The 26,220-nt window shown below is 42.3% G+C and carries 17 protein-coding genes and 1 pseudogene; 7 read left to right on the top strand and 11 right to left on the bottom strand.

All coding sequences use genetic code 11. The features are described from left to right. Positions 1-88: 88 nt before the first annotated feature. The 3 genes from ID47_RS06130 to ileS are packed head-to-tail and all read right to left on the bottom strand — an operon-like array spanning position 89 to position 3,797. Positions 89-553: a DUF3035 domain-containing protein gene (locus tag ID47_RS06130; protein ID WP_038464901.1), complete on the bottom strand. Its 465-nt coding sequence runs from the start codon at positions 551-553 to the stop codon at positions 89-91. After that, on the bottom strand, positions 553-1,035 hold the full coding sequence (lspA, locus tag ID47_RS06125) for a signal peptidase II (RefSeq protein WP_051908686.1): 483 nt from the start codon (positions 1,033-1,035) through the stop codon (positions 553-555). Before lspA ends, ID47_RS06130 begins: the two co-directional genes overlap by 1 nt. Then, the gene (ileS, locus tag ID47_RS06120) at positions 1,032-3,797 is read right to left on the bottom strand and encodes an isoleucine--tRNA ligase (protein ID WP_038464899.1); all 2,766 of its coding nucleotides are present in this window, start codon (positions 3,795-3,797) and stop codon (positions 1,032-1,034) included. Before ileS ends, lspA begins: the two co-directional genes overlap by 4 nt. A 343-nt stretch (positions 3,798-4,140) precedes the next feature. Here ileS and ID47_RS11775 point away from each other — a divergent pair, with 343 nt between their 5' ends. The 4 genes from ID47_RS11775 to ID47_RS13680 all read left to right on the top strand — a co-directional run bounded on the left by ID47_RS11775 (position 4,141) and on the right by ID47_RS13680 (position 11,421). Beyond that, complete coding sequence (locus ID47_RS11775) at positions 4,141-5,469, top strand: hypothetical protein (protein ID WP_051908685.1); 1,329 nt, start codon at positions 4,141-4,143, stop codon at positions 5,467-5,469. Positions 5,470-5,570: 101 nt separating this feature from the next. Continuing rightward, entirely contained in the window at positions 5,571-6,077 is a 507-nt protein-coding gene (locus ID47_RS06110) for a hypothetical protein (RefSeq protein ID WP_038464897.1), read from the top strand. After that, on the top strand, positions 6,020-7,504 hold the full coding sequence (locus tag ID47_RS06105; protein WP_038464895.1) for an autotransporter outer membrane beta-barrel domain-containing protein: 1,485 nt from the start codon (positions 6,020-6,022) through the stop codon (positions 7,502-7,504). Before ID47_RS06110 ends, ID47_RS06105 begins: the two co-directional genes overlap by 58 nt. A 248-nt stretch (positions 7,505-7,752) precedes the next feature. Next, on the top strand, positions 7,753-11,421 hold the full coding sequence (locus ID47_RS13680) for an autotransporter family protein (protein ID WP_156956681.1): 3,669 nt from the start codon (positions 7,753-7,755) through the stop codon (positions 11,419-11,421). Positions 11,422-11,488: 67 nt separating this feature from the next. Here ID47_RS13680 and ID47_RS06090 read toward each other — a convergent pair whose 3' ends face one another. After that, entirely contained in the window at positions 11,489-13,123 is a 1,635-nt protein-coding gene (locus tag ID47_RS06090) for a hypothetical protein (RefSeq protein ID WP_038464893.1), read from the bottom strand. 312 nt (positions 13,124-13,435) lie between these two features. Continuing rightward, complete coding sequence (locus ID47_RS06085; protein ID WP_038464891.1) at positions 13,436-13,687, bottom strand: hypothetical protein; 252 nt, start codon at positions 13,685-13,687, stop codon at positions 13,436-13,438. Between the two features lie 226 nt (positions 13,688-13,913). On the opposite strand from ID47_RS06085, the gene murC reads away from it, so the two are divergent. Beyond that, on the top strand, positions 13,914-15,398 hold the full coding sequence (gene murC / locus ID47_RS06080; protein ID WP_038464889.1) for a UDP-N-acetylmuramate--L-alanine ligase: 1,485 nt from the start codon (positions 13,914-13,916) through the stop codon (positions 15,396-15,398). Continuing rightward, positions 15,395-16,291, top strand: coding sequence for a UDP-N-acetylmuramate dehydrogenase (murB, locus tag ID47_RS06075; protein WP_038464888.1), 897 nt, complete (start codon positions 15,395-15,397; stop codon positions 16,289-16,291). The genes murC and murB overlap by 4 nt, the downstream gene beginning before the upstream one ends. Here murB and ID47_RS06070 read toward each other — a convergent pair. The 6 genes and pseudogenes from ID47_RS06070 to ID47_RS11765 all read right to left on the bottom strand — a co-directional run bounded on the left by ID47_RS06070 (position 16,269) and on the right by ID47_RS11765 (position 23,934). Continuing rightward, a complete protein-coding gene (locus ID47_RS06070; RefSeq protein WP_156956680.1) occupies positions 16,269-16,643 on the bottom strand; it encodes a hypothetical protein in 375 nt (124 codons plus the stop codon). The two genes, murB and ID47_RS06070, sit on opposite strands and share 23 nt — an antisense overlap. Before the next feature lie 354 nt (positions 16,644-16,997). Beyond that, the gene (locus ID47_RS06060) at positions 16,998-17,285 is read right to left on the bottom strand and encodes a hypothetical protein (RefSeq protein ID WP_038464882.1); all 288 of its coding nucleotides are present in this window, start codon (positions 17,283-17,285) and stop codon (positions 16,998-17,000) included. An 89-nt stretch (positions 17,286-17,374) separates the two neighbouring features. Beyond that, positions 17,375-19,602, bottom strand: a pseudogene (gene parC / locus ID47_RS06055) (DNA topoisomerase IV subunit A). 347 nt (positions 19,603-19,949) lie between these two features. Further along, positions 19,950-20,402 (bottom strand): response regulator, encoded by a 453-nt coding sequence (locus ID47_RS06050; RefSeq protein WP_038464880.1) that lies wholly within the window; start codon positions 20,400-20,402, stop codon positions 19,950-19,952. A gap of 76 nt (positions 20,403-20,478) precedes the next feature. After that, complete coding sequence (locus ID47_RS06045; RefSeq protein WP_038464878.1) at positions 20,479-22,008, bottom strand: sensor histidine kinase; 1,530 nt, start codon at positions 22,006-22,008, stop codon at positions 20,479-20,481. Between the two features lie 543 nt (positions 22,009-22,551). Further along, positions 22,552-23,934, bottom strand: coding sequence for a tetratricopeptide repeat protein (locus ID47_RS11765; protein ID WP_051908683.1), 1,383 nt, complete (start codon positions 23,932-23,934; stop codon positions 22,552-22,554). A 345-nt stretch (positions 23,935-24,279) separates the two neighbouring features. Here ID47_RS11765 and nuoL point away from each other — a divergent pair, with 345 nt between their 5' ends. Then, on the top strand, positions 24,280-26,220 hold the full coding sequence (gene nuoL / locus ID47_RS06035) for an NADH-quinone oxidoreductase subunit L (protein WP_038464876.1): 1,941 nt from the start codon (positions 24,280-24,282) through the stop codon (positions 26,218-26,220).

Raw genomic sequence — 26,220 nt, 5'->3', positions numbered from 1 at the left:
ATCGCCGTTTTTAAGCCTAAGATGGTCGTCAAATTTCCTTCCTGTATCTTCAGATCGGTGAGGAGACGCAAGCTTTAATATCATATGACTACCTTGCCTGAGCTGGATGTTGCCTTGAAGCGGGGGCTTCTGCCGTATTTATACCATGGCCGCTCAGATTATCAGACGCCGTTTTGCCGAGATTAGCAAGTTTCTCTAAAGCGCCTTTTTCATTGGCGGCTTCTCCATCGACAGTATCTCGAATGTTTTCATCTGCAGCTTGTCCGGCGCTCACTTTTTTAATAAAGTTTTCTTCTGTTTCTTTTGACTCACTGCTCGCTGGATTCCCTAGTATTGTCTGTGCTCTTTTTTTTGCAGGCGTATATCCTGTGGGTTGTGCATGCAGTGCTGGTTGCGGTAACTCATTGTAACCGGGGGGCATGGACAAAGGAGGGGTCGTTGGCATTGAATATTCATCAGCTTGATAATGATCAAGTCCAAATGTATGTTTTATAGAATCACAACCTGACAGTAAGACTGCTGTAAAGCTAAGTAGAATAATGTTCTTATTCATTAGTTAAAATCCTCTTTTTTGGTTAGAAAGACCAAATCTATAAGTAATAATATTGCACCAATCACAATGCCACAATCGGCTATGTTAAAGGTGTACCAATGGTATCCAAAAGCATGAAAATCCAAAAAATCAACAACCGCTCCATAGATGACGCGATCATAAATATTTCCCAAAGCGCCGCCCAAAATCATGCCAAAACAGATACTTTGACATTTGTTTTCTGCTTGCCATAACCACGTCCCCACTAAAGCGGAGAGAATAACGGCTACGCCCAGAAGCATGTAAACGCCATGAGGGCTATCGGCATGAAACATGCCAAAACTAACCCCCCGGTTAAAGGCTAAGATAATGTTAAAGAAGGGCGTTACGGTGATAGCTTCTCCACCTTTGTCAAACCAACTTAGAACAATATATTTGCTGGCAAAATCGGCTATCAAAAAAAGCACCGCCCAGACAAACCCAAATATTCGTAAATTTTTCATGCTGCTATCGCCTCATCACAACGGATACACAGAGAATGCTGATGGCTGGATACTTCGGGTAAAATGCGCCAGCATCGAACACATTTATCTCCCTCAGCGGGTGAGACAATAACTCCTATATCGGTGACATCCTCTAGGACAAAAGCCTGAGGCGGTGGTTGGGCAATTGTAAGGATGGCATTCGAGGTAATTCCCAATTCTGCCATATCAAACTGATTTAAGAAATCAGCCATCGCGGGGCTTGCAAAAATTGTTACTTGCGCTTGAAGGCTAGAGCCAATTGTTTTAGCGGCCCGTTCTACCTCTAAGGCACCTGTAATAACGCGACGGCTATGGCGTAGTTTATCCCATTTCGCCCCTAGCTCTGGATTGGCCCAATTGTTGCCGATGGCTGGGAACTGCTTCAAGTGGATACTGTCCCCGGTTTTACCATAACGTGTCAAAAAGGCCTCTTCTGCAGTAAAGCTTAGGACCGGCGCTAACCAATGAACTAAATGTTCAAAAATATAGTGCATGGCTGTGCGCGTTGCTTTGCGCCGGGAACTGGTGATCGGATCGCAATAAAGGCAGTCTTTACGAATATCGAAATAAAATGCCGATAGATCGGAGGCACAGAAATTATGCAGGGCATAATAAAAGCTAGTCAGATCAAATGTCGCGAGACTGCGATCATGCAGCTCTTGAAGTTCTGCTAGCTTGTGGAAAATCCATTGCTCTAATTCAGGCATGTCCGTCAAGTCAATTGCTTCCGCCTCGCTGTATCCATCTAACGCTCCAAGTAAATAGCGCAGCGTATTGCGTAAACGGCGATATATATCTTCTTGTTGTTTCAAGATTTCCTTGCCGATACGCATGTCATCCGAATAGTCAGCCGACACAATCCACAACCGCAGCAAGTCAGCTCCTAGTTTGTCAATAACTTCATTTGGGGCGACAACATTGCCCAAGGATTTGGACATTTTGTAACCCTTTTCATCCAATACGAATCCATGGGTTAAAACCTTACGATAAGGGGCAACACCCTCAGTGCCACAGGATTCCAATAAAGAAGATTGGAACCACCCGCGATGCTGGTCGGAACCTTCCAGGTAAAGGTCGGCAGGCCAGGATAGATCTTGACGGTCTTTTAAGACAAACTCATGAGAACAGCCGCTATCGAACCAAACATCAAGAATGTCACGAACTTGCTCATAATCATTGGCACTGTATTTGTCGCCTAAGAATCGCTCTGCAGGGCTTGAAAACCAGGCATCGCCACCTTCTTGATGAATTGCTTCCACGATTCGAGCATGAACTTCCGGATCGCATAAAACCTCGCCTGTCTGCTTATGAACAAACAGAGTCATCGGCGTTCCCCAAGCGCGCTGGCGCGAGATGCACCAATCTGGGCGACCTTCGACCATGGATTTTATTCGATTTTTACCTTGTGTCGGATACCACTCAACCGTATCAATAGCCTTTAAAGCCTTGTCTCTGAGGCTTGTGTTTTCCATGCTGATAAACCATTGAGAGGTTGCCCGGAAAATTAGAGGTGCTTTAGAACGCCAAGAATGAGGGTAGCTGTGGACAATTTTGCCGGCATGAAGTAAATGTTCTGCTTCCAGTAAAGCAGCCATAACAGCGGGATTCGCTTTATAGACATGCAACCCAGCAAACAAGGGGACGTGATCATAGTAGATCCCATCCGGTCCAACAGGTTGAGCGATTTCAATGCCATGGGCTTTCCCAACCTCAAAGTCTTCAACACCATGACCTGGCGCTGTGTGAACGAGGCCTGTTCCGGCATCAGTGGTTACATGATCTCCATGGATCAACGGCACGTCAAAATCATAGCCTTTACCATACAAAGGATGATGGGCGATAGAGCCAGCAAGATCAGTTCCTTTTATCACCGCAACAACTTCTATCGCGTCCCATCCCATTGTCGCACAAACATTGGCTCTTAGTTCTTGAGACAAGAGATACTTCTTGCCTGACTCTTTGTTAAGAATAACCTCATAATCATAGTCTTGACCAAAGGCAAGCGCACGGTTCCCTGGCAGGGTCCACGGCGTGGTCGTCCAAATCACAGCGTGAACATCTTTCAGATCCGCCTGATTTGTTTTGACAATAGGAAAGGAGACATAAATTGAATCAGAGGTGTAATCCTTGTATTCAACTTCCGCTTCAGCCAAGGCTGTTTTTTCAACAACTGACCACATTACTGGTTTGAGACCGCGATAAAGGCTGCCATTCAACAGAAATTTCCCCAACTGTTCAACAATGCGGGCTTCGGCAGCATAATTCATTGTAATATAAGGATTGTCCCAATCAGCGATAATGCCTAATCGTTGGAATTCTTGGCTTTGAATAGGAATCCATTTATCAGCAAAGGCACGGCATTCCTCGCGGAATTCAAGAATCGGTACTTCGTCTTTATTCATACCACTGGCCCGATAGCCTTCTTCAACTTTCCATTCAATGGGCAACCCATGGCAATCCCAGCCTGGAACCATCGGGGCGTCATAGCCCTTCATCTGATAAGTTTTGTTAATAACGTCTTTAAGTGTTTCAGACAGCGCATGACCAATGTGAATGTGACCATTGGCATAGGGCGGGCCAAAATGGAGAATAAATTTCTTACGGCCTTTCGATTGAGTTCGAATTTTTTGATATAAATCGATTTCTTTCCAGTAATCTAAAAAGTCAGGTTCACGAACTGCCAGACTGGCTTTCATCGAAAAGTCAGTTTTTGGCAAAAAGACAGTATTTTTTAAATCCATTTTTCTATCTATTTCACAGCGTCATTTTGACCCATTTTAGGACGTTTCGCCCAAAAGGTCTAGGGAATAGTTTTCCTTTTTGAAATGTCAAGATGCCTGACTCCCTCGGTTAGGAGCTACTCAAGGAACGAAATATACACTTTCTTAATAATTTTAATAAATTTTGTGTGTTATGAATAGTTTACCATACTTATGAAAGGGTTAATGAAATTAATTGGGTGTTGAACGAGGAGCTGGATAGAGAAAATAAAGTCATTTTTTGACCTACAGAGTTTAGGCGCTGTAATGTTTTTTCTACCAAACTCCCTTTATACTTTTTCACTCTTATTAAAGGTTTAGTTTTATGAAAAAAACTCTCTCTTTTTCTGTTGGTTTTCGACTTTCCATCACCTATCTAACATCGGCTTTCCTTATAACAGCAATGGTTTCAACGCCTATTTTTGCGGGTAGTACCGGCGGAACTGGGTCTTTCATTAATGGGAGTACAGGTGGCACAGGGGGGAGTGGAAATGATGGTGTTATAGATCCAACGGATGGAACGGATGGGGATAATGGTACAGGCACAGGCGGAAGCGGGGGCAGTGCTGATGCCGTGAACGGAGGCAGGGGTGACAATGGTGGCGATGCTAGTGGGGGAACAGCTGCAGGCGGCGGCGGTGCCGGTGGTAATACCACGATTGTTGGTGGTGGCAGCATCATGTTAACGATCACCGGTGGTGATGGCGGAAATGGTGGCAGGGGTAGTGGAGGAGGTGGCAATGGCGGCGGCGGCGGTGGGGGTGATGGAGTCATCCTTACGGGAGATACGAGTATAAACGCTAATATTACCGGGGGAAATGGGGGAGATAGTGCCGGTGCTAGTGGCGGGGGCGGTGGCGGTGCCGGTGTTGTCATGACCGCCAACGGCACTATAACCACTAACTCTACTACCTCTATTGCCGGAGGTAATGGCGGTAATCTCACTGTCACCCCTATGGGGAGTGGTGGTGCCGGTATTATCTTTACGACAAGTGGGACATTAAACAACGCAGCCGCCATAACGGGAGGTAATGGATACGAGGGCGGTAAAGGTGTTGTTCTTTTTGCTCCTAATGTGAGTATTACTAACGAGGGGGTAATAAAAGGTGGTAACGGTCCTTCTGCTATGGGGGGAACCGCGGGAGCAGGCATTTCTGTCGTTAGTGATACGACGATCAATAATACAGGGGCTATTAACGGGGGTAACGGTGCGAGCTTTACGTCGAATTATAGTGGAGCAGAGGGTGGAAATGGTAGTGGAGGGGCTATTGGTTCTCGGAATAATAATGGATCTATAACTCGATTAGGCGGGGAAGGTATTAATGCTACTGGCGGAAATGTGACGGTCATTACCAGTGGTCCTATTTCTGGCGGAGCAGCATTCACCGCGGGGATGGATATTTTTAATAGGACTTATAATGCCATTACTTTTTCAGGGGATAATAATGTTTTAGAGCTTCAAAATGGTTATTCTTTCGTAGGCAATGTGGTTTGTTCGGGCAGTGGCCATACCAATAATATACTGGTTTTAGGGGGGACGGTTGACTCCACTTTTGATGTGGCAAAATTAGGGAGCGATAGTTATCAAAATTTTAATAAATATGAAAAAAGGGACCTAATACTTGGACATTATCGAATTTTACAACAGCGATAACGCAATGGTCGCTGACAGAGGGAAGTTTAGAAGTCAGCAATAATCGTGCCTTAGGGGATGCCAGTGGGGGGCTGACATTTGAAGGAACAGGCGGGGGAGTTTTGAAGATTGGTAATAATTTAGCAGGCTCAATCGATAATTCCATTCTTTTTTCTATGGATGGTATCATTGATACAAATGGCTATAATGCAGTTTTGAATGGGGATCTCAGTGGATCAGGTAAATTAATAAAAAACGGTACAGGAATCTTAGAACTCACGCGAGCATCAAGTCCATCCTTTGCAGGAGCAATAATAAATGCTGGTGAGCTTAAGGTTAATGGAGTTTTTTCTAATTCGGCAGTTACGGTTAATAATGGCGCAAAATTGACGGGGAATGGGATGGTTGGGAGTCTAACAAACTTGGGGACTGTCAAACCCGGTACTTCTCTTGGGGTGATCCAAGTTGCAACTGATTTTGATAATACAAATGGGACTTATGTATGCGAAATTAATAGGGCAGGAGGGTCTGATCTTATTGCGGTAGGCGGGACAGCCATGCTGGGGGGGCTTTGTATGTTATACCTCGAGCCGGTGATTATAGTGGTGGGTTTACTTATACTATTTTAGAGGCCGGAACCTCCCTTGCAGGAACTTTTAGCGCAGTAACAGGAGCCTCTCCTTTATTAGGTTATAAGCTTAGCTACGATTATGTAAATAAGCAGGTGTCTCTAACAGTAAGCCCTGTAGCGCTTGGCTCTATTATAAAAGAAGGTAATGGCGGCATTATTGCTCAACATATAGATAGTTTAGGAAGTCTTTCTTCCACCTCAGTCCTTAAGCGATTTGAGAATGCTATTTTTCCATTGCCAACAGCAGATGTTTATGAGGCATTTAATCAGATTCATCCAACGCCCAATGGCTTGATTAGCTCATCGGTGATGACCAATGAATTTAACCAAATGGATGGTATTGTATCCTTTTCTTTCCTCGATCGCAATGCGCACATGATAAAAGATCAACTAAAGGCGGCTGGGGCAAATATTACCCAACTCAACGCTAATGTTGCACCAATCAATTCACTTCCATCAACAGGGCGAGGAGAACGTTTTGGAAAGACTTTCCGTTTCTCAGATTTATATACGGATGGTATGGCTAACAGTCAATCAATGCCTCAAAATGTGCGGACTACTGTGGGAGGGACCACACTTTGGGCCCAACAAACGGGGAGCTATATCGATCAGGAGTCGAAACGAGATGGAAGTGCTACTCTTGGGGTAGCTGGCGTTAAGTCGAGATTAACAGATACTTCGGCTGGGGTGGATACTTTAGTCACTGAAAAATTACGGATGGGTGCTACTGTTGGATATGGCAAAACAACTTATCATTTAAGACAGGGATATGGGAAAGGCAAAATCAATAGCTATCGTGTCGGTTTATACAGTGTGTGGGAATTTGTTAAAGATTGGTATGCTAATGCTTCTGCATTTTACGGTTATCATGACTTTAAAGGTAAGCGGACTCTAACCTTAACGGGTGTAAAATATACAAACAGTCAGACGCATCATGGTTATCATATGGGGGGAATGACAGAAGTCGGACGTGACTTTGCTGTGACTAAAGAAATTACTATAACCCCTTATGGTGGTTTTGGCGGATTGTATTTTAAAGAAGGGGGCTATGTAGAAAAAGCAGAAGGCCTTAATCCAAGCCTGACAGTCCATAAACACAATAATTCTTTTATCCAAGCAAAAACAGGCGTTCAGGCGTCTCGGGTGTTTAATGTTCGCGGAATGCATCTCTATATTTATGGAAAAATGGGATATATTTATAAAAAAAATCTGCATAATTCTCAAGGGATCAAGGCTTCTTTTACAGGATATGCAGGAAATTTCCAAGTGTTTGTCCGCGATAAAGCCCAAAATATGATGAATCCCGGGATAGGGGGAAGTATTTTATTAGCCAATAATATCTCCCTCACAGGAAATTATAATGCAGAACTTTCTTCTAAGCTTCGCATCCATCAAGCAACCTTAAATTTGACGTATATGTTTTAGGCAACTAATTGAGCCACTTGTTTTTGGACACAGTTGGCTCAATAAGTGCTTGTCTACTTACGGTTCTTTTCACTTAAAAGGCTTCGAGAATAGCTTTCCTCTTTGAAATAACAGAAGGTTGATTCCTTTAATCAAGGATTCCTCAATATATAAAAAATATATTTTATTAATAATTTTAATTAATTTATTTTTTTCAATAATTTCTCATACTTAAGAAAGGTGTGATGTTGGCTTGAGGTCTAATGGTTATGAAGAAATCTGTTTCTCTTAGTGATAGTTGTAGACTTTCTATAATATCCGTGACGTCCATTTCCTTTATGATAATGATGATTTCTACCCCTCTTTTAGCGGGTGGTACGGGGGGAACAGGGGGGGCTTTTTTTGGTAGCAGAGGAGGAACAGGTGGCAATGGAAATGACGGCACGGCACTTTCCACGGCTGGAACTGCCGGTGAAGATGGCTCTATGGCTGGGGCGGGGGGAAGCGCGGGTGCTGCCGGGGTAGGTAATGGAGCCAGTGGGACCAACGCTGGTGATGCTAATGATGCGACAGGTGCTGGTGGTGGTGGCGGTGGTGGTAACACGACTTCAGGTGGGAGTAATATTAACTCATCAATCACGGGTGGAGCCGGTGGCAATGGTGGGAGTGGAGGAGATGGAAATTCGTCTCCTTTTAATGTGGGTGGCGGCGGCGGCGGCGGCGGCGGCGGTGATGGGGTCATCGTTGCCGTAGATACAAGTATATCCTCTATTATTATTGGGGGAAAGGGCGGTGATGCGGGTAATCCCGGTGACGTTTTAAAACCGAATGCTGCGGGCGGTGCCGGCGGCGGGGGTGCTGGCCTTATCTTGAACGCAAGCAATGGTATCATAACAAACACTTCGGCAGGTTCTATAACAGGAGGAAGTGGGGGGATTGGCCTGCGAGCTTGTGGTGGTGGCGGTGCCGGCGTTATCTTTACGGCAAATGGTACATTAAGCAATAATTCTGGAGCTTCAATAACAGGCGGTGCGGGATCTGTTGGGGGCGCGGGGGTGACTTGTCTCGGTTCGAGCGTCACCATTAATAATGAGGGAATCGTCAATGGTGGGGATGCTTTATATAGAGATAGCCTAGCAGCGATAGGAGGTATCGGTATTTCCATCAGTGGTAATAGCACAATTAATAATATAGGGGGAACAATAAGAGGTGGGAATAGTGGAAAGGCTACATATTTTTTTTATAGCAGTGGACCTGCTGGAGGCGTTGGTAGTGGTGGGGCTCTAGGATCTCAAAGTGATACAGTGGTGCTTAGTATAGCAGGTGCCGGTATTGCGACCACGGGTGATAATGTGACAGTTAAAACGAGTGGTCCTATTTTAGCCGGTACAGGTGGAGAGAATCCAGCTAACGCTATTGATTTCACAGGAAATAATAATACTCTTGAACTCCACAATGGTTTTTCTTTCCAGGGCAATGTGGTTTGCTCAAGTGGTACAAATAATACATTAATTTTAGGAGGCACCGATCCTTCTACTTTTGATGTGATTCAGCTTGGGAATGGGGGCTACCAAGGTTTTAATTCTTATCAAAAAAAAGATACAAGCACCTGGACATTATTAAACTCTACCGCCACTGTAACCCCTTGGCAGCTTATGGAAGGGACTTTAGAAATTAACAATAATCAAGCTCTGGGTGACGCTGCTGGACAATTTGAATTTACTGGATCAGGCACTGGTATTTTAAAGATAGGTAATGATTTTACAGGTGCCATTGCTAATCCTATTAACTTACAAACTGATGGATTTATTGACACACAGGGGAAAACAGTGGTTTTAAGTGGGGCCATTACAGGCACCGGCGCCCTTCATAAATCAGGGAGCGGCGTCTTGGTTCTATCAGGCATCAACACTTTTACAGGCGGGTTCCTGCAAAATGGGACAATTGCTTTGGCTAGTAATCAGGGAGCAGGCGTTGGTGATATTGGATTTAATGCAGTAGGAACTGTCGTGAAGATTGCCGCCAGTTTAACGGGTGTGGCTAATCCTATTGCTCTTGCGACGGATGGCATCATTGATACTGATGGCTATAATGCAGTTCTCACGGGCCCCATTATAGGTGGGGGTAAATTAACAAAAAATGGTGAGGGGACCTTAGAACTTCGATATCCAAGTAGCATTTTTTCAGGCGATACATCCGTCACTCAAGGAACGCTTAGGGTTAATGGAAGTTTGCCTAACTCTGCAGTAACGGTTGGGAATGGCGCAATGTTCACTGGAAATGCGACTATTAAAAGCTTGACGAATAATGGGACTGTTAAACCCGGCAATTCCATTGGTATTACTGAAGTTTCAGAGAATTATGATAATACGAATGGGGTTTATGCGTGCGAAATTAATAGCGCCAATGATTCTGACCTTATCATTGTACATGGTGCCGCCATGCTTAGGGGTACCGTCTATGTTATTCCCCAACCAGGCGATTATAGTACTAGCTTACCTTACCATATTCTGCAGTCCGATAATGATCTTGTCGGAACTTTTAGCTCGGTATCAGGAAGTTCTCCTTTATTAAGATATAGCCTTGATCATCAGCGTCGGGATGTTTATCTAAGGGTGAGGCAAGTCTATTTTGGTAATATGATCACCCAAGGCAACCCTGGCATTGTGGCTCAGTATACAGATAGCTTAAATGTTCTGCTTACAGGCTCAATGCTTGAAAGGTTTGAGAATGCTATTGTGGCTTTGCCAACTGCATCTGTTTATGATGCATTTAATCAAATTCATCCCGCACCCAATGGCTTGATTAGTTCATCGCTGATGGCCAATGAATTTAACCAAATGGATGGTATTTTGTCCTTTTCCTTCCTTGATCGTAATTTGCGGCGGATAAAAAAGCGTATAAAGGCATCTGAGGCAGAGGCGAATCAGCTTAGTGTTAGCCTAGTGCAGACCAATACGGGCCAACAAACAAGAGCAAAGAATCGTTTTGGAAAGACTTTTCGTTTCTCGGATTTATATAATGATGGAACATCTAGTAACCAATCCGCCCCTCAAAATGTATGCACTACCGTGGGCCAGACCACCTTATGGTTGCAACAAAATGGCAGTCATGTCGCTCATAAGTCCAATCGCGATGGCAGCCCAACCATTGGGGTAGCTGGGATTAGAGCGGCTGTAACAGATACCTCTGGTGGTGTTGATACTTTAGTGAGTGAAAACTTACGGATGGGAGCGACCGTTGGCTATGGCAAAACAACTTATCATTTAAGACAGGGGTATGGGAAAGGTAGAATCAATAGCTATCATGGTGGTGTATATTGGGTGTGGGAACCTGCTGATGAGGACTGGTATGCTAATGCTTCCGTATTTTATGGTTATCATGACTTTAAAGGTAAGCGTACATTAAGCTTAGCTGGTACAAAATATACAAACAGACAAACGCATCATGGGTATCATTTGAGTGGCCTAACGGAAATAGGACGTGACTTTGGGGTTACCAAAGATATTACGCTGACTCCGTATGCCAGTTTTGGATGGCTTTACCTCAAAGAAGATGGATACGTTGAAAAAGAAGAGGGCCTTAATCCAAGTCTGACCGTCCATAAACACAATAATTCTTTTATCCAAGCAAAGACAGGGATACAGGCGTCTCAGGTGTTTAATGTTAATGGAATGTATCTCTATATTTATGGAAAAATAGGATATACCTATAAAAAATATCTGCACAGCTCTCAAGGGATCAAGGCTTCTTTCACGGGATACGCTGGAAATTTCCAAGTGTTTGTGCATGAAAAAGCCCAAAATATGGTGAATCCAGGCGTGGGGGGAAGTGTTTTATTAGCAAACAATATATCGCTAGCCGCCAATTATAATGCAGAACTTTCTTCTAAGCTTCAGGCCCATCAAGCAACCCTAAATTTGACTTATAGGTTCTAGGTAATTGAGCAAGGATAAGCATACTCAAGAGGTTACTTAATCCTTGCCTCTTTGACGAAGAAAATTTTTAGTCAACCGGGCTGAGCAATACCTTTAGCTTAGTTTTTTCTTGGGCGTTAAGGGAAAGGGTTTCTACAAGATTGGCTATTTCTGTAAGTTTTTGTTCATAGTGCCCGCGGAATAATCTTAAGCGAGCAACGACTTCCTCTTGTGTTTCTGTTTTGTCAAAAATTTCACCTTCCAAGATTTTACGTTTTACTTTATGCACCGTACTTTGGAATAAGCGATCCCAATAGCCAACGTTGTTTTGATTAACGGTGGTGCGAATTTTTTTTAAATAAGCCAATCGATAAGAGAGGCGGAATTCATCAATCTTGTTACGTAAATCCCACATATCATATATTAAGCTTTTAATCTTTTTATACTTGGAACTGTTAGTGATTTGTCGGTGAAGATAGCTATCAAATAATTGATCACAAATATTATGGAGATATGTAATTAATTCATCTATTTGATTTTGTTTGTAAATCAATTGATCAATAGCCCTTTTGTAGTCTTCAAAGTCAGCGGCTTCCGCAAACCAATCAAAATTGTCGTGGGAGGTTATTGTACTCAGAGAAATCCATTTGGCTAAGATAAAATTATCGTCAGAGATAGCCTCAACAAATTTCTCAATAACCTGTTGAAAATCTTGTTCTTTTTGACAATAAGGGGATAAGTTATTGTAAAGGTGGGCTGTGGTTGCGAGGGCATCACGGTAAACTTCTATAAACTTTCGAGGGGAAAGAATAGGGTCGGGGGACAGTTCCAATATAATATCTGTCAGGGCATTAATTCCCTGTTGGCATTTGTATTCTAACCAAGACTTCGGTTTTATTCCTACCATGAAATTGAAATAAGAGGCCTTAAGTTCGGTCAAAAGGCTATTGAGTTTATTATAATTTTGTAAGGCCAAATTCTTTAGCTTAGACGAATTTTCTTCGGCTACAATGGTTACATTTAATTCCAGTTGAGATGCTAGAATAACCTCAAGCATGGTGACTTTTTCCGCTGTCATCCACCGATAGCGCCATAACTTATATTTTTCTGAGTGTTTGAGGACAATTCTTTCAATTTGAGGCAGACGCTCACCGACAAAGGATAAGGTATGATGGCGAAAAGCAAGTTCTTTTAAAGCATCTGCGCTGGTGGCATGATGCATCATTCTTTGAAAACTAAAGCGTGTGGCTTTATCAAATTTTTGTTGGTCGTTATAGCCAAGAAAAGTGCCTTCCGCTAAGCTATGTGCAACATAATTTCCCACATAACCCCATCCCCATCTTAGAAGGGACCAAACCTGTGACAGGGCAATGCGATCCACTTCATCCGTTTGAGTATGATAGATATCAATAAGGTTTTGGCGTTGCTTATGTTCATAGGCAACGAGTGGCGTTACAGCATAATCTATCAGTTTTGATCCTAAGGAATCATCGGCGATGACACTGTTAATTGGTTGACGGGTATGAAAGATATGACTTTGCCAGGAAGAAACTACTTCCGTCGGGATAAGATCTATATCAGAGGAAGATAAAGTAAGATCGGAGACATACGCTTGGAAGGGTTCAGGCGTAAAATTGGGGGGCGGGGGTTTAAGGGTTGTTGTGGCAACATTAAGTGAATGAAGCAGACTGGCAACAGTAGAGGCCACTACGGATGATTCCATTTTTCATCTCCCCCTGAAATGATGATTATATTAGGTTTATATGGTCTGCCCTCTTGGATGACCGTCCTTCGTTTCATCCAATCTTGTTAATTAAGGGTGCATTACTAGCAATAGTAGCAGTATCGCGGGCAAGTTTGAAACAAGCATAAAATGAGTATAAATAAGAGCAAAAGGTTCCAAACGCTAAGATCATATTTCCGCTATACATATATGTTTGATAACCACATAAGGTTGCCCAGAAGACTGATACTGCTAAAATTTTATCGGCAGGAATGATCTTTTTATAAGTAGGACAGACTGTATATTTTTGCTTTAATTGATCTTTAAGAGCCTGTATCTCTTTTTTTGTTGTTCTAGTTCCTCGCGCACATCGCTTATATTTTTTTTATACTGTTGATGCATGAGCATTAATTGTTCTTGGGGCGTTTTTTGCTGTTGTATGCACAGAACTTCTTCTTGAGTATGGCGGTCTTGATCTTGATTAAGGAAAGAGTTTCTTCTTTCAGGCTCAGAGCATAGGGCTTGAAAAGTCATAATCATGGTTAAAAAAAGTAGTTTTGACATTACGTTAGTCTCTCTATTATCTATAAGTAGTTCTCAATAACTATATTGGAATATTTTTACATAAATTTTCAATAATAATTGTTTTAAGAGCTTTATTTTGAAAAAAATTGAAATTTAAGAAGTCTAGTTAGGCAAAAATCTAATCTACTATCATGCACGATAAACTTGAGTATTTAATGCTGGTTTGTTAAATTGACTTACTAGATCATTTTAACTGTAGATTGATATGCGCATTCCTCCCCAAACTGTTCGACAGCTTCATTTTGTTGGTATCGGTGGCATCGGTATGAGTGGCATCGCTGAGGTGCTGGTAAACCTTGGATATGATGTGACTGGTAGTGATGTGAGTGAAAATCCTAATGTGCAACGGTTACGCTCTTTGGGGGCTCGCATTCAGATTGGTCATGCGGCGGAAAATGTCATAGGAGCCGAAGTCGTTGTCATTTCTACAGCGGTTAAGGCCGATAATCCTGAAGTAGTTGAAGCGCGTCAGCGCCGCATTCCCGTGATTCGTCGGGCAGAAATGTTGGCAGAGTTGATGCATCTAAAACAATCTGTTGCCATTTGCGGTACCCATGGAAAGACGACCACAACATCGATGACAGCAGCTTTATTTGATGCGGCTGGTCTTGACCCCACAGTGATTAATGGCGGAATCATTAACTCCTATGGTACCAACGCGCGTCTGGGTACGGGTGATTGGATTGTGGTTGAGGCCGATGAATCCGATGGTAGTTTTTTACGTCTGCCAGCAACCATTGCGGTGGTAACCAATATTGATGCCGAACATATGGATTTTTATCCAGACTTTGAAACTCTGCGCCATGCCTTTATCACCTTTATTGAACGCACACCATTTTATGGCTTGGGGGTTTTATGCATCGATCATCCGGTGGTACGAACCTTATTGCCGGAAATTAATGACCGTCGCATCATTACCTATGGTTATGCCGAAGATGCCAATGTAAGAGCCGTTAATATGCGCGAAAGCCAAGATGGTATGTTGTTTGATATTGATATCGTGGGAAGCGATGCTTTGGCGGCTCAAATAAATACTCATGGCCAAGTCAGCGCTTTGCCACGTCGAATCAAAGATGTATTTCTACCCATGGTTGGGCGTCATAATGTTCAGAATAGCTTGGCTGTTATTGCCATTGCTCAGGAATTAGGGGTGGATGATGAGGCTGTGCGTCAAGCTTTTGCTGGATTTAAAGGGGTGAAGCGCCGCTTTACACGTGTCGGGGTATCTCATGGTGTAACCGTCATTGATGATTATGCCCATCATCCTGTCGAAATTAATACAGTTCTGGAAGCTGGGCGTCAGGCTTGCCGCGGTAAGATTATTGCTGTGATGCAGCCCCATCGTTATACACGCTTACACCATCTATTTAATGATTTTGTGACCAGTTTTACTCATGCGGATAAAGTTATTATTTCTCCTGTCTATTCAGCGGGCGAAAATCCACAGGAGGGCGTTACCGGCGCTGCCCTGGCTGAAGCCGTACGAGCCACTGGTAAGAACATGGTTTATACGATCAAGGACCCCGAAGAGTTAGCACCGCTTGTAGCAAATTTGGCGGAATCAGGCGATATGGTCATTTGCTTGGGCGCTGGAAGTATTACTCAGTGGGCTGCGGCTTTACCCGGACAATTGGATGAAATTTTGCCTTTGGGAAAAGGCCAAAGCCTCGCTGCTGAGGGGAGCGCATGACCGATTGGCGGCAGTCTTTACCAACCGTGAGAGGACGCTATAGCTTTGATGCTGTCATGGCAGATCAAACATGGTTTCGTGTTGGTGGAGCAGCTGATGTTTTGTTCAAACCAATTGATTTAGGTGATCTTTTAACATTTTTAAAAAATCGTCCTGCGGATATTCCTGTGCATGTTGTTGGGGCAGGCTCTAACCTGTTGGTGAGAGATGGTGGGATTCGCGGTGTTGTTATTCGCTTGGGACGCGGTTTTGCTACGGTCGAGCGTGAGGGCAATGAGATTGAAGTGGGGGCGGGTGCCTTAGATCGCACGGTTGCGATGACCTGTGGGGAATGGGGCCTTTCTGGTTTAGAGTTTTTGGTGGGTGTGCCAGGGACAATTGGCGGTGCTGTCAAAATGAATGCTGGTTGCTATGGGGCTGAAACTAAAGATCGCCTGATCTGGGCTGATGTCTTAGATTTATCAGGAAAGCTTCAGAGGTTAACACCGGGTGAGTTAGAAATGGCCTATCGTCATACCAATCTTCAGCCAGACCAAATTGTTGTCCGCGCGCGTTTTCAATGCGAGCCTGGAAACTCAGATGAAATTATGCAACGCCTCAATACATTGTTAGCAGAACGGGAAGTTTCCCAACCCGTTCGCGGTCGTACGGGGGGAAGCACTTTTAGAAATCCTGAAGGCCACAGTGCTTGGAAGCTGATTGATGAGGCGGGGTGTCGAGGATTAATGCTCGGACAAGCCCAAGTTTCCGAAAAACATTGTAACTTCTTGCTTAATACAGATGCTTGCACGGCTGGTGATCTCGAAGAATTGGGCGAAGCAGTTCGGCAGCGTGTCAAGGTTACAAGCGGCTATGATTTACAATGGGAAATCATTCGATTAGGTCAGCTTTAGATAAGCTTTGGCTCGCTTCACCTTGCTTTGGCGTTGTTTTTATCATTTCTGGATGTTCAGTTACTCTATTTTCACCAGAAAATTTATCACTTTTGAGCCTTTTGTTCTTTGAAAGCTCTTTTTCAGAAAAGTGGGCGCGCAATTTACCCTGCTTGTTGGAATCATCATCTGAACTATCTTCAATTGTATGAGGTTCCGACCAAAACGTATTAATGTCCGACGATGCGTCTAAAATCTTCTCAATGTCTTCTAAGGTTTGTTGCCATTCATTTGATTGGTCGTATATATCATTCATGGTATAAAGATAAAGTTTTTGTAGATCTGAATAAAGTTTACAGGCATTCAACATCATATTTTTTTGAAAGTTGCTACGTTTCCGTCACTATCATCAGCGAAAAGAATGACTTTAGCTTTTTTTGCTAAGGTAGGATTAAAAAAGTAAGCAGAATATGCTTTCCCCCGATAATACGGATGTTCGGGGGTGGGTGGCGGAGAACTAACGGAGACCCGCCCTACCTAAGGAATTAACTCTGTAGAGGCGTTTGTACCATGCAAAATCTTTAGAGATCTTTGTGCCTTTTAAAGAATCTGCTAACCCAAGTTTTTGAAGTCTACTTACGGTATGGTCAAAATTATTCCAGGCACTCGAAAATACGACGTTTATTCCTTTGCCTAGCATCCACTGAACAACCTCAATGGCCTCTCCTCAGGGACATATCTCTGTATCTTCATTATAGTCGCCATCCGGTGTGCCATGCTTTGTCAGAGTGCCATCCACATCGAATATCACTGTGATTTCTGAGGGAAATATACCCTTTTTAACCAGTTTTGCTGCTTTAATTGCAAGATCCGAAATTGTATCTATATCTGTATACTCTTTGAGGGAAAAATTAGCCTGAGGTTCAATCTGTTGGCATATTTCCATAGAGTTTACATTCCGAGGCAAACTCACGCTGAGCAATGCTAATAGAGTAACACTAATTTGCTTAACCATGGAGCTCTATCCCTTGTCTATAAATTTAAATAAGAAGCATTAAGAAATACTGTTTTTATTAAGCTTATTTTAGGTACGGCTTGATCAATCTATCCTTCAAACTTATTGCTGCGAGGGAATCCAATAGGGGCTAAACGGCCAAGAGTGGCACGGCGGCCTTTCCACATTAACAGGTCTTTTTCCGTTACCTTTTTACCATTGCGGATCCAGCGGAGCCCTTCTTCTTCTTTGAATACCTTAATATCACTAAGATTGCCTTGACGATACTTTTGAATAATAACACCACGGCCGCGCGATAAGGATGGCATGTCAGAAACAGGAAAGACTAAAAGCTTGCGATTTTCACCAATACAGGCAATTAAATCACCATCAATTTCAATACAGCAGAGAGCTTTCGCCCCTTCATCCCCCAACGTCATAACTTGCTTCCCTTGGCGGGTTTGAGCAATAACATCATCAGAATTAGCTAAGAATCCGCGAGAATCAGTCGAAGCCAACAGGAATTGCTTGTTTTGGCCGGGCTTAACCATACAGAGATTTAATATTTCGTCAGCGTTATCAAGATCAATCATCATACGGATCGGCTCACCATGTCCGCGCCCACCGGGCAGTTTGTCAATGCCAATGGTGTAAAACTTACCATTGCTGGCAAAGACTAAAATTTTGTCAGTGGTTTCTGCTTGAATAATGGATCCTGCCGCATCACCTTCTTTATACTTAATGTCATCAGGGTTGACGTTATGACCTTTGATACAGCGAATCCATCCCATTTGAGAACAAACAACCGTCACATCTTCCCGTTCAATAACTGCCTCAATTGGAATAATAATAGTGGTGGGTGCTTCTGCTAGAGTGGTGCGACGTTTGCCGAGCGGCGTGTCTAGTCCAAACTTTTTCTCGATAGCTTTGATGTCAGCTTTGATCCGTTTCCATTGCAGCGATTCGGTTGTCAGAAGCTTTTGTAAAGCATCGCGTTCAGTCGAAAGGTCTTCATGTTCTTTTTGAATTTCAATTTCTTGGAGTTTTCTTAAGGCCCGTAAGCGCATATTAAGAATGGCTTCCACTTGATTGTCGGTCAAGCCAAACTTTTCTATCATATAGGATTTCGGCTCATCCTCTTCCCGAATAATGCGGATAACTTCATCAATATTGAGATAGGCAACCAGGTAACCTTCTAAGATTTCGAGTCGCGCTGTGATTTCATCAACCCGGTGAGTTGAACGACGTAACAAAACCTCTTTTCGATGCTTTAGAAATGCCTGTAAAGTTTCTTTCAGTGACATGACGCGTGGTGTGCGTCCACCATCAAGAACATTCATGTTTAGGGAAAAACGCGATTCTAGATCCGTTGCCTTGAACAAGGACTCCATTAAAACTTCTGGATCTACATTGCGGTTTTTGGGAACGAGTACCATTCGAATATCATCGGCTGATTCGTCGCGGATATCATCGAGTAAAGGAAGTTTTTTAGCCGTCAGTAATTCAGCGATTTTTTCAATGAGTTTAGATTTATTAATTTGATAAGGGATTTCGGTGATAACAATTTGGAAGCCACCGCCTTTAAGATGCTCTGTTTCCCACCGAGCCCGCATGCGGAAACTACCCCGGCCCGTTTCATAAGATCGGAGCATTGATTCAGGCGTTTCCACCAAAATACCGCCTGTCGGAAAGTCTGGTGCCGGCACGAACCGCATTAAATCGGCCACAGTGCAATTGGAATTGTCAATCAAATGAATCATTGCTGTACACAATTCAGCAAGATTATGGGGGGGATAGAGGTTGCCATGCCTACCGCAATACCACTGGCGCCATTCGCTAAGATATTTGGAAAGGCCGCTGGAAAGACTAGAGGTTCGTCGGCTTCGCCATCATAAGTGGGGCGAAAATCAATGGCATTTTCATCAATGCCTTCCATTAGCATAACGGCAAGATCGGTAAGACGAGCTTCTGTATAACGCATAGCGGCCGCATTATCCCCATCGATATTACCAAAGTTACCTTGACCATCGATCAATGGATAACGCACAGAAAAATCCTGAGCCAATCGAACTAAGGCATCATAAATAGCTTGATCACCATGGGGATGGAATTTACCCATGACATCACCGACAACGCGGGCAGATTTTTTAAAGGAAGAATTTGGATTAAGTTTAAGTTGCTGCATCGCATAGATCAGACGACGGTGAACAGGCTTTAGTCCATCGCGTACATCGGGCAATGATCGAGAAATAATCGTCGACAATGCATAAGCTAGGTATCTATCCCCGAGTGCTTTCTCAAAGGGAACATCATTGATAATTTCAGCAGATTTAGTCACGGTTTTAAGCTCTATCGTTAATGCAGTATTTTCTTAGTATAGGATGGCTTACCCGCCGGTAATCAATAAACATCTTTCTAACATAAGGCTCATTTTAAAGTCTGATTCCCTTTTGTCTCTTGAAACAACCAGGGATAGCGTTGATGGAACAAGTAATTTCTGTAAGGCACTGTTTCAACAATTAACTTGTGCATCCGCTCATTTATGCTTTGTGTAAACTGTACATCATTTAAGAGGTAATTCTCAAGTTCTTTGAGAAAACCCTCGATTTTTACAAATTTAGGAACTCTTTTGTTATAAACGGAGAACTGCCTCTTAACTGCCTATTTAAAACATCAGATTAATTACTATCTCTCCCCGGCAAAATTATTTAGGTCAAGCTCTTCTGTTAACTGAAGAGTGTTCACTATTAGAAAATCGAGAACAGTCTTCGTCCCTTCACCTGTCAATGGTTTCTCAATATGGGCACTGGCTCCTAACGCCTGACTTGCCTGTTTGTCTTGTTCTCGCGTGGAAGAAGAATACATGACAACAGGAAGAGCCCTAACCGTGGGATTGTGGTTTTCCTTCAGCCTTTGTAATATTTGAAGACCATTGAGAAAAGGAAGATCTATATCTAAGAGAATACAAATAGGACCAGAAATTTTTTCTCGGTCTTCCTTCTCGATGAAATTCAGGAACTCAACACCGTCTGGGAAAGTAAGTAATTTGACTTTATCTGCATACTGTTTACAGAAAAGCTTCATAATTTCAGTTTCTTCAAAAGAGTCTTCCACATACATTATTGTAATTTTACTCATAGTCTTCTTCCTACCTGCATCTTTGCTATATCAATATTATTTGTTCTTAAAATTGCTTTTTCGTTATATATTTTTATTAGCAACCATACTTGGGAAAAAGGAGATAAAAAGTTGAACCTTTCCCCACCGTTGAATGAATCCATATTTTACCTCCATATAATGACATAATTTTTTTGCAGGCAAAAAGCCCAATTCCTGAACCGGGCTGCTCTGGTTTGTTTTGTAAGCGCTTTCCAAATTTAAATATAAAATCTTCAGCTTCTTCTTGGATACCGATGCCATTATCTGAGAGCGCATAAACAATAGCCGATTTAAACTCCTTTGATCTTATTTTTATGTGAGGGAAGTTATTCGTATATTTTATGCTGTTTGTAATGAGATTTTCTAAAATGGCAATCATATGTTCTTCTTTAATTTTCAAAGGGTGTAAATGATCGAATTCTATTCTACTGATCGGGTTAAGAGGGGTGGCGTAAAGAGGGATAATAGATTTTTCTATTAACTCTCTGATATTTATACTTGCGGAAGGAAGAGATGATCCTTCTACGCCAATTATAGACAATCCCCCAATGCCTTGGATCAAGTCTTGCATTCTATCTATTGCTGTCTTAATGGATAGCAGCATAAGCCTACCATCCTCATTTATATCCTGCAAATAAGCATTTTCTAAAAGCTCGGTATAGATCTTGAAGGCTCGTAATGGGGGGGATAGATCATGACAGGCGATGGCCGTAAATTCCTCAAGCATTTGGTTAGTTTTTTCTAGTTGTTCGTTAATTCTTCCCAATTCTAGCTGCTGAAACCGCATTTGCTCTTGCGCTTTATAAAGAAGGGTGCTGTCAATTGCAACGGCAACAAATTTTAAGAGTTTTGCATTTTCATCATAAAAAGGGGAACGATAAAAAGTAACATGGCGCCAAGATCCATTATTTAGACGGTATCGAAAATCACCTTGCCTGAGTGAATCTCCTTCCGGCGACGGAGAAGAAAGTTTTATGACGGTATCTAAATCCTCAGGATGTATTCTGCTCAGAAAAATTGAAGGATCCTTAATATGGTCATCCAAGTTCATTTCATAAAAATTTTTAAAGCCAGGGCTGACATAATAAACATCCCGCGGGTCCGCCCCGCTGGTCCATATCACGGCCCCGAGATGCTGCATTATCTGCTCAATGTTATCTTGGTTTAGCACACTAAGGTGTGCTTCCGTTAAATTTTGAATAAATCCCTGTAGGTCGCAATCGTCTTTGTCAGGTGGATAAAATTCAAAAAATAGATTTAATTTTTTAGTATCTGTTTCCCAAAAGCAAGAAAAATGAAGATTGGGTACTTTACCTTCAAGCATAAAATTCACATGATTCAGGAAATAATTTTCTAATTTAGTCTGGCCGATAAAATTAGCGAGGCTTTTTCCCAAAATTAAAGATATAGGCTGGTCAACCAACTCTAAAAACTCTTTACTAACAGCCGTAATTACACCCTCTTTATCTAAACTTATAATGCCACCATTCAGTTTCTTAGATAAATTTCTTAAAATTGATTCTTTATATGCAGACTTTGTCTCAAAGTCCTCAGCGGGAGCTATTTTATTTGCAAGAAAGTCCATTAAATTTCCTAAAAACTATAAACTATCATATCACGTAAGGCAGGGGGATTATGCTTCCATTTCTTTGTACAGCTTTAAGTCTAGTAGCGTCAAGGCGTTTAGAATAGATAAAAATCAAAACTTCGTGCCTAAGTACAGTTGAAGGCAATGGCTATTCGAGATTTTTTCTTGAGAACGTAGGCTCAAACAGCTAACTTTTATCATAGATGTTAAAACTGAAATATGCCGGTGGAAAAGATGAGGCTTTAGTCACTACTTTAAAGCCGCCCTACCTAGTGAACCAAAGGGATCGCCCCTCTAGAAGGGGAACTTAAATGCTGTTACCTGCAAATTAATATACAATTTTTTGGGTTAAGAATTTTATCCACTAACAGCCGCTTTTAATGGTAGAAATAGGGATATAGGTTTTACGTACAACTTTTAAAGAGTTTCTTTTTTCTATCTTTTAGAAGGGCAAGAGTCGAGTCGCTCAGGCTAATTTGAGAAAGATGGGACCACTTTAAAATAACTACTTCTAGGCTCTGCGTTGTTATATTTTAAAGTCTATTGAAACAACCAGGGATAACGTTGATGGAACAAGTAATTTCTGTAAGGCACTGTTTCAATAATTAACTTGTGCATCCGCTCATTTAGGCTTTGTGTAAACTGTACATCATTTAATAGGTAATTCTCAAGGTCTTGGAGAAAACCCTCGACCTTTATATATTCATCCAGCTTACCTTTTTCTGTCGTGGCATCCAGATAGTGACTCATTAGGGGAGCGAGGAAGTCGTGTGCCTCAGTGTTAAAGTACTTTAATCCCAACAGAACGCCTTTTAATGTCTCAATATTTCCATTTGATTCTTTAAGAATTTGGCTTGTTTCTTTAACGATTGTATATAAATTATTCAGCAGATCGGGTAATAAATTTTTATTTATTTCCTTTAGGGGCTGGATGTTTTCTAAGGATATATAAGGGGCGTTACTGTTGGGTATCGGAGAAACAAAATGATGATAATATCTATATTCTTTTAAGGTGATGCAGTTTATAAAGGCTGTGGGCTGCGTTAAAAGGTGTAGAACTTTCTTATAATTATTTATAATGATTAATATGGTCTCACTTTTATTTTTAAGGTATTCCATGTCACCAAAGTTATCGGCAAATCCACCGCCTGATAGGGCGATGTACCATGTGTAACGATCGGAGAGGGAGGTAGTTTGAGCTTCCATTTCTCGAATGTCGGACGCTTGATTGGAGGTGAGTCGAGAAATAGATACAAAATTACTTGATGGCTGTACGTAGTGTTTAATGTTTTCCTTTGCTTTTTCATGACCTCGTCGAACAGCCGCTAAATGCCATTTTACAGCTCTGGCGTAATCTTTGGAAATGCCCTGTCCTTTTTCATACATCAGGGCTAGATTATTCCTAGCCATGACGCAGCCAAATTTAGCTGCGTTTAGGTAATATTTAAAAGCCAAGACATAATTTTGCTTAACTCTGAATCCCTTATAATACATATTGCCTAAATTATACTGACCCGCGCTGTCCTTTTGTGCTGCTCTTAATTTGCACCATTTTACAGTCGATAAGATGCCATTTTCAGTGACAAGATGACGGGGAAGATATTTCGGTAAATTAAAATAGGTGAGTTGATCTGACACGAATTTATTAAGTAAGAGCAGGGCATAATTTTCTTGTAGCGGTTGATCTTGAGGCCAAACAGATAGTGCTTTTTTCATCTTCTTGAGCGGCATCTGCTTAAAGGCTTCTGCATTTATAAAATCAGGCTGCTGACTTTTGCTTTCTTGAAGGGACTGTGAGCTGAGTAAAATTGGACTTTTTTCTGTTTGCAAAGTATCCTCAAGGGATTTTCCCCCGACTGCATTACACACAGTAATATTTAATAAGGCTGTTAAGATAACAGCTGTGGTCCATTTAATATGCATGCTTTTCACTAATGTTATGTTTTGATGATGAAAAACAATTCCAATTGGAAATGTAGAGTTTTATTGTACTCATTATTATTTTGATAAGAAAAAGATAGAATCAATATATTTATAGATTAACAGATCTTTAAAATTGCGGAGAAGGGGCTATTTCTACGCTGCATATTCCCTCTTAAAAAGTAAGGGAGATAGAAGGGGGGATCCTTTTGCTTTTCTCTCGAAATCTTGTTTAGCTCTTCTATCAATAAATTGGCGAATTAATTTTTGATAGGTAAATTACCCTCTGGAAGATAGAGCAAAACCGTGATAAGTTTTAACAAAGTCTTAATGATTTAGGGCAGGGTTATGAGTGTCACGCACCTGAGTGCAGTTGCGGTGTTCGCGCCGTTTATAGGGTTTATTTTGTCATCTCTCGGGATTCGCTATCGGGGAGATCGATTTTCTCAATGGGTTACTTGCCTGTTTATGCTGACTGCGACTGTGGCTGGAGGAGTTCTCTTTTACCACATTGTCTTTATGCAAGGGGCAACAGTTATTAAGTTGTTAGACTGGATGAATGTTGGGGGCTTTCAGGCGCACTGGGGGTTCAAGCTTGATACGCTTAGCACAACGATGATCATGGTCGTTAACATCGTCTCTTTGCTTGTTCATGTTTATTCTGTTGGTTACATGAGTCAGGATAAGTCCATTCCTCGTTTTATGGGCTATTTAAGCTTTTTCACCTTTACCATGTTAATGCTGGTGACCTCCCCCAATCTGGTGCAGATGTTTTTTGGATGGGAAGGTGTTGGTGTCGCATCTTACTTGTTAATTGGTTTTTGGTATGAACGTCAGAGTGCCGGCGCGGCAGCCATGAAAGCCTTTATCGTTAATCGTGTGGGCGATGTAGGGCTTGCCCTCGGCATTGCGTCTCTTTTCTTATTAACGGGAACAGTTGAGTTTGATGGAGCTTTGTCTCAAATTACCACAATGGCAGCTGGTCAAAGACCGGAATTGAGCTTTTGGGGACATTCCTTTGATGCTATTAATTTAATTGGTATTTTGTTGTTTATCGGCGCCATGGGGAAATCGGCGCAGTTGGGGTTACATACCTGGCTACCTGATGCAATGGAGGGCCCCACACCGGTTTCTGCTTTGATTCACGCCGCAACTATGGTGACAGCCGGTGTGTTCTTAGTCTGCCGCATGTCGCCCCTTTATGAGGTGGCCCCCTTTGCCCGTGAAATGATTGTTATTGTGGGCGCCTCCACAGCTTTCTTTGCGGCTACGGTTGCCTTGACGCAGACGGATATTAAACGCGTGATTGCTTATTCCACTTGTAGCCAGTTAGGGTACATGTTTTTTGCTGCGGGCTGTTCAGCTTATGGGGCAGCTATGTTTCATCTGGTAACGCATGCCTTTTTTAAGGCGTTATTATTCTTAGGCGCAGGCTCTGTGATTCATGCTATGTCTGATGAGCAAAATATGAATCGGATGGGGGGGATTTATAAACTCATTCCAACCACCTATGCTTTGATGTGGATCGGCAGCTTAGCATTGGCAGGGATTCCTCTCTTTGCCGGTTATTACTCTAAAGATGCAATCATTGAATCAGCTTACCTAACAGGAACGTCCATTGGTGATTATGCCTTTGCCATTGGCTTGATAGTTGCCTTCCTAACGGCGTTCTATTCTTGGCGGTTACTGCTTCTTAGCTTCCATGGTAAGCAGCACGCCGATGATACGGTGATGGCTCATGTTCATGAATCCCCCGTGGTTATGTTATTGCCATTATTTGTCTTATCCTTGGGGGCAATTTTTAGCGGATACTTGGCAAATGATTGGTTTGTTGGCCATAAGATGGCTGAATTCTGGGGCAGTGCAATTGCTTTGCCACGCCAACCTCATCACGAATTACCCACGTGGGTTATTTATTCACCGTTAGCTGCAGCGGTTTCAGGGATTGTCTTTGCCTATTTGTTTTATGGTGGGGCTCGGCGTTTGCCCCAATGGATTGCGACTAAAATGTCGATACTCTATAACTTTTCGTATCGCAAGTGGTTTATTGATGAACTCTATGATATTTTGTTTGTTAATCGAGCCTTTGGACTGGGTCAAATCTTATGGCAAAAAGGTGATATCGGGCTTATCGATCGGTATGGTCCTGATGGTGTCACACGTTTATCTTTGATGGTATCTCGCTTTATGAGCTATTTCCAAACGGGATATGTTTATCATTATGCCTTTGCAATGATCGTTGGTGTTTTATTGTTACTGACTTGGTATTTAAGAGGGGAGATTGGATAA

The organism is Candidatus Paracaedibacter acanthamoebae, assembly GCF_000742835.1.
GTDB lineage: Bacteria > Pseudomonadota > Alphaproteobacteria > Paracaedibacterales > Paracaedibacteraceae > Paracaedibacter > Paracaedibacter acanthamoebae.
This window is presented reverse-complemented; position numbering and strand designations above follow the sequence as displayed.